The sequence below is a fragment of the Streptomyces sp. NPDC015220 genome (assembly GCF_043079345.1).
Lineage (GTDB): Bacteria > Actinomycetota > Actinomycetes > Streptomycetales > Streptomycetaceae > Streptomyces.
In genome coordinates this window covers 1-12,747 of the sequence record NZ_JBIBUK010000010.1, presented here as the reverse complement: position 1 = coordinate 12,747, position 12,747 = coordinate 1, and the positions used below count along the sequence as shown (strand labels likewise).

Sequence of the window (12,747 nt, the reverse complement as noted above, 5' to 3'; positions counted from 1 at the left end):
CGCGCCGTACCCACCGGACCGCGGCCGGTCCCGCACGCCTGCCCCGCGGCCGTCCGGCCGTCGCCGGCCGCACACCTCCGGTACCGCCCGAACCGGCCTGGCCGGCGTCGCCCGCCCCGGACGACTCGGACGTCGTACGCCCCATCGCCACGGAGGCCGTGGGCGGGCGCTCCGTCCGGCCACGACGAACCACACCCGGCCGGTCGCCCCGGTTCGTGGTCCCCGGCCGCTCGGTGAACGGCTGCCGAGCGGTCATGCCGGCCTCGGACGCCGCCGCACCCCGAGCGGCGCCGCCCGCTCCGGCGAGGCCCTGCCCCGGATCACGGCACCGTCCTCGGTGCCCACGGACGGGGCCGCCGGCGCCGAGCACGGTGGTGGCGCCCACCGCCCGGTGCGGGGCCCGGTGGTTCTCGCCGGCACGCCCGACAGCTCATGACCCCGCCGTCGCCGGAATGCTGAGGGCCGGTCGGGACCCTGAGGCCGTCACGGTGTTCGAAAGGACCGCTAACGTGTCTCAGGACGTACACACCTTCGCATGACCGAGGAGCCACACGTTGCTGAGCCTGGACCTGCACCCGCTGTTCCGGAACAACCGGGACATCGAGCTGGCGCTACGTCAGTTCATCTTCCGCGCGCACCAGTCGGGCGAGCCGGTCGCCGAGATCATCCCCGGCAAGGGGACCGGGCAGCTCAGGGCCAGGGTGCTGGCCTTCCTCGAGCAGAAGCACATCGCGCGGCTCTACGAAAGGGTCGAGGTCAAGGACGGCAACACCGGCCGCGTGCTCGTTCACTTCGCGCGACGCTGACCCGATCGCTCCTGCGCGGGACGGCGGCCCGGGCCGCGGCAGGAGGACGACGCGCGGCACCTCCTCCGGCTACCGCGGGAGTCCGCCGATCCGGGACGAGGAGGGCCCGTGGGGTGGGCGGCCCCTCAGGCGTGCTCGCCCGTGCCGGCGCGGGCCCTGCGGCGCAGCGCCGTCGTCGCCGCCAGGGCCAGTGCCAGGGCGGCGCACCCGGCGGTCAGCGCGCCGGCCCGGCGGACCGTGCCGCCGTCGTGGACGGCCGCGATCGCGTGGAAGGCGGTGGCGGCCGGCGGCTCGGTGGCGGGGGCCGGGGAGAGAACGCCGGTGAGCGCGCCGTCGACGTCAAGGCGCGGCACGTCGGCGGGGTAGCCGGTGCGCTCCAGGCGGTCGGCGGTCTGCGCGGCGGTCAGGCCGGGGCGGTAGGCCCGGACCAGGGCGGCGGCCCCGGCGACGTAGGCGGCCGCGAAGGAGGCCCCGCTGCCCACGAAGTGGCCGTCGCCGGCCGGTCCGATGCCGCTCACCCGGTCGCCCGGGGCCGCCAGGTCCGGCTCCAGGGGCTGGAGCGCGCCGTCGGGGTGCTTGCCGTCGACGCCGAAGTCGACCACCGACAGCACGCCCGGCGCGGCGGCCGGCCAGAACGGCGTGGCGGAGGACGTCCGGTCCCGGCCGGCGGAGGTGTCGTCCGGGACGGCGGGGGCGACCAGCAGCACGTCGTGCGCGGTGGCGTAGCGCACGGCGGAGGACAGCGCGGAACTGTTCGCCGCCAGTGCCGCCGACACCGTGACGACCCGGCAGCCGGCGTCCACCGCCGCCCTGATCCCGCGCGCGACCGTCGACGCGTCGGCGGTGCCGGTCGCGTCGGTGCCGCGGGCGGCGAAGATCCGCGCGCCGGGCGCCACACCGGCGAAGCCCACCCCCGACCGCGGCGCGGCGGCGATCAGCCCGGCGACGAAGGTGCCGTGCCCCACGCAGTCCGAGCCCGCGTCCGGCCGGGCCGTGACGCGGCCGGACAGCGCGGCCGCCTTGGTCGAGACGCCCGTGTCGACGACCCCGACCGTGACGCCCGCGCCGTCGGTGAGCAGACCGGCCCGGCCCAGGCCGAGCAGGCGCTGGGCCCACGGGACCTGGGTCATGACGGTGCCGGAACCCCCGGTGCACGCCGTCGCCATGGCGCCGAGGCGTGCGGGGACGACCGGAAGCCTCAGCGCACCCGCCGAGGACGAGGGAGCGGGCGAGGCACCGGGTGAGGCGGGCGCGGCGGCGGCCGGGGCCACCGCCGCGCACAGCAGCAGCGCGGCGGCCGACGCCATCGCGCCGGCGCCACCGCGCGGACCCGGAGAACGTCTCCGGGTCCGTCTGAGATACCTGGGAGTCACCGGGCCTCCGTCGTCTGTCGCCGTCAACTGCCGCGAGGTGCACGTATCGTAGACGCGCACGGTATCGTGCCGGTCGCGCACCGCCCGTCAGGTGTGCACACATCACCGTACCGGCACATGTTTCGAGGTGTCCCGGGTGTCGGTTCGGCAAATCCCTCGACTGGGCGCACCACTTGTCTTCCGACGGCCTGTAACGTTTCTCCGAGCACATGTGTCAAGGGGCCGCCCCTCCCGACCGAACCGGCCGGACGGCCGGCCCCCCGTCGGCCCGCCGCGACGGGCGCGTGCCCGTCGTCGGTGGCCGAGGTGTCCGCGAACCGTGCAGGCGCGGACCGGATTACCAGCAGATGAAGGCGAGTTGAGCCGACCATGATCGTTCCTGTCGGTCCGGGTCACCGGGCGCGTCCGCGCGTCGCGGAGCGGCCTGACGCGCGGACGCGCCGCATGTTCCGTGCGGGCGGTCCCGGTCACACGTGTCGGACGCCGCTCGCCGGCCGGCCGACCCGGGCCGGCCGATGAGCCGCAGGACCGGCCGCCGGCAGCCCGGCGGTCCGCCCGCTCACGGTCCCGCCTCGCCCGACGCCGCGTTCGGCGCCGAGCCCTTCGCCGTGACGGACGTCGACGGGGTGCACGTGGTGCACCGGGGTGACGCACGTGTCTCCGGTCGGCTCGCCGACGCAGCCTCCTCGCTGGCGGCGGGCCCCGACGGGCAGGCCACGGTACTGGTCGCCGCGGTGCCCACGGACGACGAACTCGACGCGTTCGCCCGGCGGCTCGCCCCCGTCATGGGCGAACTGCGGGCGAAGGGCGTACCCCTGCTGCGGCTGGTGATGTCCCAGGGCGCGGTGGACCGCGCGTCCGCGCCCTCGCCCGCCCGCCGGCTGTGCGAGGACTGGGGGCTGGAGGTCGTGGCGGCGAGCGGGCCGGCCGTCGTCGTGCCCGGCGGCACCCTGTTCTCGCCCGACGGCCGGGCCACGCCGGGCGGCTGGTGGCACTTCGCGCCGGGAGCGGTGCCCCGGCGGCTCGGGGCCCGCTTCCCGGTGCCCGACTGGGAGGGCCACCTGACCCGGGTGGACGCCGAGGTGGCCGAGGACCACCTGGTCCAGGCGGTCCCGGCCGGACTGCTCGTCCAGCCCGCCGGCGTCCCCGCCGGGGCGCCGGACGGCATCGGCTACGCCGTTCCCGTGGACCCCGCCAGGCCCCAGCTGCTGGTGGGCGCGCCCGGCGCTCCTCCGGTCGGCGCCGACGCCTTGGCGAGCGTGCTGGCGGCCCTGCCCGGCCGGGCCCGCGAGGCCCTGCGGCTGCTTCCGGCCGACGGCCGCGACCTGCTGACGGTGGGCCAGGAGACGGCGGACGCGCTGGGCCTGGAGGTGGAGGTCGCCGGCGGCCTGCCCGTGCTGCTGGAGGACGACCCGCTGACCGGGGCCGCCCGGACCCTGCTCGTGGGCCGCGACGGCGCCCCGGCCTGGGAACCGTACGTGGAGAGCGTCACCTGCGTGCCGGCCGGGGACGGCGGTCCCGGGGAGCTGCGCATGGGGTCCTGGCGGGCCCCGGCCCCCGGCCTGGAGGAAGGACCCGAGCCGGGTGTCTTCCTGCTGGACGACCGCTGGCAGACCGTCCTGACCTGGACGGGTCTGTGGGTGGGTCGCCGGGGGGACCAGCCCCCGCCCACCGCGCGGGCCGCCGACGGCGACGTGGTGGCGATCGGCCTCGGAGTGCCTGGACGGGCCCTCGACGACTCGCTGTGGCCCGCCCTCGAGCGCCTGTTCGGTTCGCTGGAGGACGAGGTCCGTGAACGGGCCATGATCCAGGTGCACGGCAACACGGGCGCCAACGGGATGCGGACGCTGCGCCGGCTCGCGGTACGGCACGGCATGGTGCTGGCGCCCAACGGCTGGCGCTCCGACGCGGCGGAGGAGACCTCGGCCGCCCATGTCCTCGCCGTGCCGGCGGCGGGCGGCGCGGCTCCGCAGGCCGGCGTCCCGGACGCCGGGGCGCCGTACACCGGCCACGCGCAGGCGCCGGCCGCCGCGCAGGCGCCGGCCGCCGCGCAGGCGCCGGCCGCCGCGCAGGCGCCGGCCGCCGCGCAGGCGCCGGCCGCCGCGCTGGCGACCGGGCCCGCGGTGTCGCCCGCGCCGATCGCACCGCCCGTGCAGTACGTCTCCACGACCGGCGGAGCCGGCCCGAGCGACCACGCGCTGACGCACCACCGGCATGCCCCGCACACCGGGCACTCCGGGGCCCCCGAGGGCACGGCACACGCGGCAGCGACCCACCCGGAAGAGCCGTACGGCGCGGAGACGCACACCCCCGAGACTCACGGTCAGCAGCCACCCGCCCCGGCGACGTACGCGGCAGCGTCACACCCGGACGCGGGCCACCCGGCGCCCCAGGTGCCCGCACCCGCACCCGGCCCCGCACCCGCCGGTTCCGCACCCGCACCCGCGCCTGTGCCCGAACCGCTACCCGAACCCGTACCCGGTACCGAACCCGCCCCCGCCCCCGTGTCCGGCCCTCCCTCGCAGGCGCCCGCTCCGACGCCCGAACCGCCCTCCGCTCCCCCGGCGGCGCCCACCGTGTTCGAGGAGCCCGAGGAGCACACCCCGCGGACCCGGCTCTCGTCACCGCAGCCGCCGGCACTGCCGGAACACCCGGCGCGGGGACCGCTGCCGCACCCGCCGGCCGCGCCCGCACCCTGGCCGCCCGACGCGCCGGGAACCGCCGCCGCGCCCCCCGCCGGACAGTGGCCGCCGCCCGCCCCGGTGCTGCCCGAGCCGGCCGGGCCGGTGACCGAACCGGAGCGCTTCGCGCCCCTGTTCACCTCGACGGACGCCGACCTCGGCGCCGGCCTCGGCAGTGCCTCCCAGCCGTCACCTGCGACGACACCGGACACCGACGGCGCCCCGGCCTCGCGCACGGCGGAGGACGAGGAGGAGCCGGGTGCGGCCGGCCCGGCGGCGACGCGGGCCCCCGTCCCGCAACGGGCCGTCCCCGCGCCGGTCCTCCAGGAGGTCTCCTACGTCCCCGTCCCGCCCTCCCACCGCAGCACCGGCCCGGAGCGGCAGCTCCTGCGCTCCCACCTCGGCGCCGACTGGGAGCGGTACGCCAGTGAGGTCCAGCGCGCGCTGACCCGGCTCCCCGGGCTCCGCTCGGCCGGCCAGGGCGACGACGAGCTGTCCGCCGACCTCACCGCCGTGTACGCCTATCTGGGCGCGCGGGACGGCGGGTTGGCCGAGCGGGGCCTCACGACCGCCCTCGAGGTCCGGGACGCGGGCGCGCTGGCCTACCTCGCCTGCCTCGCCTCGGGGCTGCGCAGGCTGCCGTCCTTCCGGGGCGCGGCCGTCCGGACGGCGGACGTGTTCGACGAGGGAACCAGGATGCTGCTGCCCGGCGAGGAGCTCGGCGCCGCCGCACCGGTCGGCGCCCGCGCCCTGGACCAGGGGTATCCCGCGGTGCCGGAGGACCACTATCTGATCTGGTCGGCGACCGGCCGCAGGACCGGGGCGCTGGCGGACGCCGGCGCGGAAGAGTCGGACGAGGTGGTGTTCGGCCCGGGCACCCGACTGCGGGTGCTGGAGGTGCGCGAACGCGCGGGAGCCTCCGTGGTGCTGCTGCGCGAACTCGCGCCGGGCGCGCCGCCGGCCGTGCCGGGCCGGCTCGACCCCTCCGACGTCCCGGTCCTGGAGCGGCTGACGGCCCTGGCCGACGAACCGCCCGCCCTCGCAGGCGACCGCCGCGTCCGGCCCGCCCGGCACAGCGGTCTGCTCGGCGTGCTGGCCGAACTCCCGCACGGCGCGCCGCCCGTGTGACCGGCGCTCACCCAGCCCCCGTCCCCTCCGCCGGACCGCGCCCGCGCGGTGCGCCGGGGGAAGGACGGTTCCCCCGACAAGTTCATGTGAAGGAGCACGGATGTCATCGAGGTACTCGGCGTCCTCCGGCGCGCCGCCGGACACGGCGGCCGCACCGGCGGCCGAGCCACGCAGGATCCGACGCGCCGTGGCGCTGCCCTCGGCGGAGGATCCCCGATCGGGCGCGCCCACCGCGGAGTCCGCGCGCGGCACGGTCGCCCAGGGCGCCCGCCCGGTCTCCGGCGCCGCCCTGTCCACCAGGATCGCCGCCGCGGGCGCGGCCGCCTCCCCGGCGGTGCGGCAGGCATCCGAGCCCGGCCGTCCCGGCGGCCGCCGGCCGCACCTGGCCGGCCGCGGTCCGTCCCCGGCGGCCGACGTCGACGGGCCGACGGAGCAGGGTCTGCCGGGCGCGGTCGCCGGCAACGGCCGTACCGGCTCGACGCCCGCCGGCCGCGGCGGTGGCGGCACCGGCCGCGGGGCGGGCAAGCCCCTGCTGGTGGCCGCCGCCTTCGCGGGCGCGGTGCTGAGCTCCCTACCGTTCGTCGCCCACCACGGCGGCGGCAAGGCCGACTACGAGGGGCTCGGCCGGCAGGTCCCGGTCGCCTCTCAGTCGCCGGGCGCGGACGGGGCCTCCCGTCCCGACGGGCAGACGAGTGTCGTGCCGTTGCAGGACCCGGCGCAGGGCACGGCCGCCCCGGTCGTCCCGCAGCCGCAGACCGGTCCGGCGACGGCGTCCGGGACCCGGCGCACCGGCACGACCGGCACGACGGCTGGGGTGGAGGACGAGGGCACGGTGCTCGGCCCGCGGGTCGCCGCGTCCGGGATCACCCCGCCCGGCCAGGGCGTGCGGCCGTACCCGGGCCGGACCGGCAGCCCCCTGATCGCTCCGCCGGCCGGCAGCGGACGGACCGTGCTGGGGCCCGTCGGAGTGCTGGGCGCCGGGGTCGGTGCTTTGGCCACCGGGGACCACGGCCACGCCGTCGGCTCGGCCGCCACCGGCGCACACGCGACCGGCCGGGCGGCCTCGGCCGAGAAGCCCGCCGCGGTCGTCAAGGCGTCGACGGCGGCCGCCGCGGCGAAGCCGTCGGCGGACCGGTCCTCGACCGCCCGGTCGTCGGCGGACGGGACCTCGACGGCCAGGTCGTCAGGGGCCGCCACCACGACGAGGAGCACGCGGACCGCACCGGTCAAGGCGGCCACCCCCGTCAAGGCGGCCACACCGGTCAAGGCCGCCGCCGCACCCGTCAAGGCGGTCACGCCCGTGAAGGCGGCCCCGACCGCCGGGCCGGGGGCCGCCCCGCGCCAGTGGGGCACCCGGGTGGTCACCGCCACCAGCGTTCTCGGCCCCGGCGAGCACTGGGCGTCCGACCGCATGACCATCACCATGCGCACGGACGGCGACCTGGTGATCACCGACGAGAACGGCACGGTCCGCTGGTCCTCGCACACCCAGGGCCGGGGCTACCGGGCCGTCTTCCAGGACGACGGCCACTTCGTCGTCTACACCAGGGACGACCGGACCGCGTGGTCGTCCGGGACGGCCGGGAACCCGGGCGCGCGACTGGTGGTCCAGGCCGACGGCAACGTCACCATCCTCTCCCCGGGCGGCGCCGTGCTGTGGGCGGCGGGCACCCAGCACTGAGCGGCAACGGGTCGCCGGGTGTCCGGCCGGACACCCGGCGACCCATCCCGGCGGGTCAACAAGAGGTCCACAAACCGGACCACAAAGTGTCCACTCGCCCCGGGGAAGCTGGTCGTGCGCCACACAGGACGCCGACCAGCCGACCCGGCCGCGGCCGACGGGCCGGAGGCCAGCACCAGGAGAACCACCGTGCCCGACCTGCTCACCACCGTCCTCGACGCCCACGGCGGGCGCGCCCGCTGGAGGGAAGTCCGGCGCATCACCGCGCGCCAGTTCCTCGGCGGCGCCCTGTGGGGGCCGAGGGGGCGACAGGGCGTCCTCAACGACGCCGAGGTCACGGTCGACCTGCGACGGCGGTCCGTCACCCAGAAGCCGTTCCCGAACGCCGACCACCGCGCGCCGGTCACCGTCGGCCGGGTCGCGCTGGAAGTCGTGGACGGCACCAGGACCGGGACCGGGACCGGGACCGGGACCGGGGAACCGACCGGTCCACGCGCCCCTCTCGCGGGCCAGGACCCGTCGACTCCGTGGGCCCGCCGCCAACCGGTGCACTTCTGCGCCGGTGCCATGTGGACCTGCCTGGCGGAACCGGCCTCGCTCACCTTCCCCGGCGTGCGCACCGAGGAGATCGGCCCCTGGTCGGAGAACGGGGAGAGGTTCCGTCGGCTGCGTGTGCTCTTCCCGGCCCACATGGCCGCACTCGGCCCCGAACAGATCCTGTACGTCGACTCCGACGGCCTCGTCCGCCGGCGCGACCACGAGGTGCGGGCCACCGGGAGCACGCCCGCGGTCCACTACGTCTCCGGTCACCAGGAATTCTCCGGCCTGGTGGTCCCCACCACCCGGATGATCTACGGCCGCGACGAGAGCGGTCACCGGATCCCGGCGCCCCTGGTGGGGTCGGTCCGGCTGGAGGACGTCCGCGTGCACTGATCCCGCCCCGGCCGCCGGGCCCCGCCGTCCCGCGTCAGGGTGCGGCGGGCACCGGTGCGAACTTCCGCGCGACGGGGGCGGCTTCCGGGACGGTGACGTTCCAGGCGGTGATCGCGGGGCGGCCGTGCTCGGCGCCCAGCCGGGCGAGCGAGGCGGTGTCCAGGACGAACAGCGCGCCCGCCGCGGGCGGCAGACCGAGCCGCCGGGCGGCCAGGACCCGCAGGAAGTGCCCGTGCGCGACGAGCACCACATCGGCGGCGTCCGGATCGTCCAGCAGCGGTTCCACGTCCGCCAGCACCCGGTCGGCCCGGGCCGCGACCTGCTCGGGGCTCTCGCCCCGCCGCCCGTCGCGGCCCGGCGGGACGCCGTCGGTCCACAGGTCCCAGCTGGGACGGGTGCGGTGGATCTCGGCCGTGGTGACGCCCTCGTACGCCCCGTAGTCCCACTCGTGCAGGTCGGGGACGGTCTCCCACCCCCGCAGCCCGGCCAGCTCCGCCGTGCGTACGGCGCGTCGCGCGGGGCTGACCAGTGTCCTGCCGATGCGGCGCCCCGCGAGCAACGGGGCGACCCGGCGCGCCTGTTCCTCGCCGTGCGGGGTCAGCGGCAGGTCGGTGAGCCCGGTGTGCCGGTGGGTGCGGGTCCATTCGGTCTCGCCATGGCGGATGAGAAGGAGTTCGCCCATGACGGGACGGCCTCGCTTTCGGTGTTCGACGTACGGGTCAGCGGCCGGCCTTCTCCACGGCGTGGCCGCCGAACTGGTTGCGCAGCGCGGCGATCATCTTCATCTGCGGCGAGTCCTCCTGGCGGGAGGCGAACCGGGCGAACAGCGAGGCGGTGATCGCGGGCAGCGGCACGGCGTTGTCGATGGCCGCCTCCACCGTCCACCGGCCCTCGCCGGAGTCCTGCGCGAACCCCTTCAGTCCCTGGAGGTGCTCGTCGTCGTCGAGGGCGTCGACCGCGAGGTCGAGCAGCCAGGAGCGGATGACGGTGCCCTCCTGCCAGGAGCGGAAGACCTCGCGGACGTTCTCCACGGAGTCGGCCTTCTCCAGCAGCTCCCAGCCCTCGGCGTAGGCCTGCATCATCGCGTACTCGATGCCGTTGTGGACCATCTTCGCGAAGTGGCCCGCGCCCACCTTGCCGGCGTGCACCGAGCCGAAGTCGCCCTCCGGCTTGAGCGCGTCGAAGACCGGCTGTACCCGGGCGACGTTCTCCGCGTCGCCGCCGTACATCAGCGCGTACCCGTTGTCCAGGCCCCAGACGCCTCCGGAGACGCCGCAGTCGACGAAGCCCACGCCCTTGGCGGCCAGCTCCTCGGCGTGCTTCTCGTCGTCCGTCCAGCGGGAGTTGCCGCCGTCCACGACCACGTCGCCGGGCTCGAGCAGCCCGGCGAGTTCGTCGATGGTCGACTGGGTCGGGGCGCCGGCCGGGACCATCACCCAGACCACCCGGGGCGCCTGGAGCCTGCCCACGAGCTCCTTGAGGCTGTCGACGTCCGCGAGGTCGGGATCGCGGTCGTATCCGATGACGGTGTGGCCCGCGCGGCGGATCCGCTCGCGCATGTTGCCGCCCATCCTGCCGAGGCCGACGAGACCCAGTTCCATGACCGTTTCCTTCTCCATCAGGTGTGTGCGGCTCAACGGCCGCGCAGTTCGCGGTAGGCGGCCACGAGGGCGGCGGTGGACGGGTCGAGGCCGGGCACGGACCCCGCCGCGGCAGCGGCTGATGCGTACGGTTCGGTGAGGGCGGGTTCGACGCGTTTGGCGAGGACCTTGCCGAGTTCGACGCCCCACTGGTCGAAGGAGTCGATGTTCCACACCGCGCCCTGGACGAAGACCTTGTGTTCGTACAGGGCGATGAGCTGGCCGAGGACGGAGGGGGTCAGCTCGGTCGCCAGGATGGTGGTGGTGGGGTGGTTGCCGTGGAAGGTGCGGTGGGCGACCTGTTCCTCGGGCACGCCCTCGGCGCGTACCTCGTCGGCGCTCTTGCCGAAGGCGAGGGCCTGGCCCTGGGCGAAGAGGTTGGCCATGAGCAGGTCGTGCTGGGCCTTGAGTTCGCCACTGAGTTCGGCGACGGGGTTGGCGAAGCCGATGAGGTCGGCGGGGATGAGCTTGGTGCCCTGGTGGATGAGCTGGTAGTAGGCGTGCTGGCCGTTGGTGCCGGGGGTGCCCCAGACGACCGGGCCGGTCTGCCAGTGGACGGGTTCGCCGTCGCGCTGCACGGACTTGCCGTTGGACTCCATGTCGAGCTGCTGGAGGTAGGCGGTGAACTTCGACAGGTAGTGGCTGTAGGGCAGGACCGCGTGGGTCTGGGCGTCGAAGAAGTTGCCGTACCAGATGCCCAGCAGGCCGAGCAGGAGGGGGGCGTTGGCCTCGGCGGGGGCGTTTTGGAAGTGGTCGTCGACGATGCGGAAGCCGTCGAGCATCTCGCGGAAGCGGTCCGGGCCGATGGCGATCATCAGGGACAGGCCGATCGCGGAGTCGTAGGAGTAGCGTCCGCCGACCCAGTCCCAGAACTCGAACATGTTGTCGACGTCGATGCCGAACGCGGTGACCTTCTCGCTGTTCGTGGACAGGGCCACGAAGTGCTTGGCGACGGCCTTGTCGTCGCCGTCGAGTCCGTTCAGCAGCCAGGTCCGGGCGGAGGTGGCGTTGGTGATCGTCTCGATGGTGGTGAACGTCTTGGAGGCGACGATGAACAGGGTCTCGGCCGGGTCGAGGTCACGGGTGGCCTCGTGCAGGTCGGCGCCGTCGACGTTGGAGACGAACCGGACGGTGAGGTCGCGGTCGGTGAAGGCGCGCAGGACCTCGTAGGCCATGGCGGGGCCGAGGTCGGAGCCGCCGATGCCGATGTTGACGATGTTGCGGATGCGCTTGCCGGTGTGTCCGGTCCACTGTCCGGAGCGGACCCGGTCGGCGAAGCCGGCCATCTTGTCCAGCACGGCGTGCACCTTCGGCACGACGTTCTCGCCGTCGACCTCGACCACCGCGTCCCTGGGGGCGCGCAGCGCGGTGTGCAGCACGGCCCGCCGCTCGGTGAGGTTGATCCTCTCGCCGCGGAACATGGCGTCGCGCAGTCCGAAGACGTCGGTGGCGGCGGCCAGTTCCCGCAGCAGCGCCAGGGTCTCGTCGGTGATCAGGTGCTTGGAGTAGTCGATGCGCAGATCGCCGACGCGCACCGTGTACCGCTCCGCGCGGGAGGGGTCCTCGACGAACAGCTCCCGCAGGTGTGCGTTCGCGTGCTCCTCGCGGTGGTCGGCCAGCGCGAGCCAGGCGGGGGAGTGCTGGAGGGAGGACGTGTCAGACACGATGGTCCCGCTCCTTCACGGCAGGTGGGGTGGGATGGGTGTGCAGGGCGACGGCGTACATCTCGTCGGCGTCCAGGCGGCGCAGTTCCTCGGCGATCAGTTCCGAGGTGGGGCGGACCTTCAGCGCCAGGGTGCGCGACGGCTGGCCCGGCAGGGTCAGCGTGGCCGACGGGCCCTCGGGCCGGTCGACGACGATCTCGCCGGCCTCGGTGCCCAGCCGTACGGCGGTCACCACCGGCCCGGCGGTGACGACCCGGTCCACCCCGACGCCGAGCCGGGCCTCCAGCCAGCGGGCCAGCAGTTCCGCGCTCGGGTTGTCCGCCTCGGCCTCCACCGCCGCCGAGGTCACCTTCGTCCGGGCCTGGTCCAGTGCGGCGGCGAGCGTCGAGCGCCACGGGGTGAGCCGGGTCCAGGCGAGGTCGGTGTCGCCGGGCGCGTAGGAGCGCGCGCGGGTCCGGAGGACCTCGATCGGGTGCTCGGCCGCGTACAGGTCGGTGATCCTGCGCCGGCCGAGGGAGCCCAGCGGGTCCCTGGCCGGGGTCTCCGGCGCGTCCACCGGCCACCAGACGACGACCGGCGCGTCCGGGAGCAGCAGGGGCAGGACCACGGAGTCGGCGTGGTCGGAGACCTCGCCGTAGGTGCGCAGCAGCACCGTCTCGCCGGCGCCGGCATCGGAGCCGAGCCGGACCTCCGCGTCGATCCGTGAGGTGGTCCGCTCGTGCGGTGTGCGGGTGGTCCGCTTGATCACGACGAGGGTGCGGGAGGGGTGTTCGCGGGAGGCGTCGCCGGCGGCCTTGAGGGCGTCGTAGGCGTTCTCCTCGTCGGTGACGATGACGAGGGT

Annotated in this window: 9 protein-coding genes; 4 read left to right on the top strand and 5 right to left on the bottom strand. The window is 75.9% G+C overall.

The annotated features are described in order from the left end of the window. Positions 1-554: 554 nt before the first annotated feature. Complete coding sequence (locus ACF061_RS20750; RefSeq protein WP_392268382.1) at positions 555-806, top strand: Smr/MutS family protein; 252 nt, start codon at positions 555-557, stop codon at positions 804-806. Positions 807-931: 125 nt separating this feature from the next. On the opposite strand, the gene ACF061_RS20745 is transcribed toward ACF061_RS20750, so the two are convergent. Further along, the gene (locus ACF061_RS20745) at positions 932-2,113 is read right to left on the bottom strand and encodes a S8 family serine peptidase (RefSeq protein WP_392268381.1); all 1,182 of its coding nucleotides are present in this window, start codon (positions 2,111-2,113) and stop codon (positions 932-934) included. Between the two features lie 581 nt (positions 2,114-2,694). Here ACF061_RS20745 and ACF061_RS20740 point away from each other — a divergent pair. From ACF061_RS20740 to ACF061_RS20730, 3 genes are all read left to right on the top strand, one after another. After that, on the top strand, positions 2,695-5,988 hold the full coding sequence (locus tag ACF061_RS20740) for a hypothetical protein (RefSeq protein ID WP_392268380.1): 3,294 nt from the start codon (positions 2,695-2,697) through the stop codon (positions 5,986-5,988). 100 nt (positions 5,989-6,088) lie between these two features. Continuing rightward, a complete protein-coding gene (locus ACF061_RS20735; protein WP_392268379.1) occupies positions 6,089-7,669 on the top strand; it encodes a hypothetical protein in 1,581 nt (526 codons plus the stop codon). Between the two features lie 189 nt (positions 7,670-7,858). Further along, entirely contained in the window at positions 7,859-8,602 is a 744-nt protein-coding gene (locus tag ACF061_RS20730) for a hypothetical protein (RefSeq protein WP_392268378.1), read from the top strand. Between the two features lie 34 nt (positions 8,603-8,636). On the opposite strand, the gene ACF061_RS20725 is transcribed toward ACF061_RS20730, so the two are convergent. The 4 genes from ACF061_RS20725 to opcA form a co-directional block, all read right to left on the bottom strand. Continuing rightward, the gene (locus ACF061_RS20725; protein ID WP_392268377.1) at positions 8,637-9,284 is read right to left on the bottom strand and encodes a histidine phosphatase family protein; all 648 of its coding nucleotides are present in this window, start codon (positions 9,282-9,284) and stop codon (positions 8,637-8,639) included. Between the two features lie 37 nt (positions 9,285-9,321). Next, entirely contained in the window at positions 9,322-10,203 is an 882-nt protein-coding gene (gene gnd, locus ACF061_RS20720) for a phosphogluconate dehydrogenase (NAD(+)-dependent, decarboxylating) (protein ID WP_392268376.1), read from the bottom strand. A gap of 32 nt (positions 10,204-10,235) precedes the next feature. Then, positions 10,236-11,906, bottom strand: a complete 1,671-nt coding sequence (gene pgi, locus ACF061_RS20715) for a glucose-6-phosphate isomerase (RefSeq protein WP_392268375.1) — start codon at positions 11,904-11,906, stop codon at positions 10,236-10,238. Further along, positions 11,899-12,747, bottom strand: an 849-nt coding sequence (gene opcA, locus ACF061_RS20710) for a glucose-6-phosphate dehydrogenase assembly protein OpcA (RefSeq protein ID WP_392268374.1), incomplete at its 5' end; no start/stop codon positions are given. The genes pgi and opcA, both read right to left, overlap by 8 nt.

Bases quoted from the DNA above. Each gene is read 5' to 3' on its own strand.
- ACF061_RS20735 (WP_392268379.1), top strand. From the start codon at position 6,089: ATGTCATCGAGGTACTCGGCGTCCTCCGGCGCGCCGCCGGACACGGCG.
- ACF061_RS20745 (WP_392268381.1), bottom strand. From the start codon at position 2,113: ATGGCGTCGGCCGCCGCGCTGCTGCTGTGCGCGGCGGTGGCCCCGGCC.
- ACF061_RS20740 (WP_392268380.1), top strand. From the start codon at position 2,695: ATGAGCCGCAGGACCGGCCGCCGGCAGCCCGGCGGTCCGCCCGCTCAC.
- ACF061_RS20725 (WP_392268377.1), bottom strand. From the start codon at position 9,284: ATGGGCGAACTCCTTCTCATCCGCCATGGCGAGACCGAATGGACCCGC.
- gnd (WP_392268376.1), bottom strand. From the start codon at position 10,203: ATGGAACTGGGTCTCGTCGGCCTCGGCAGGATGGGCGGCAACATGCGC.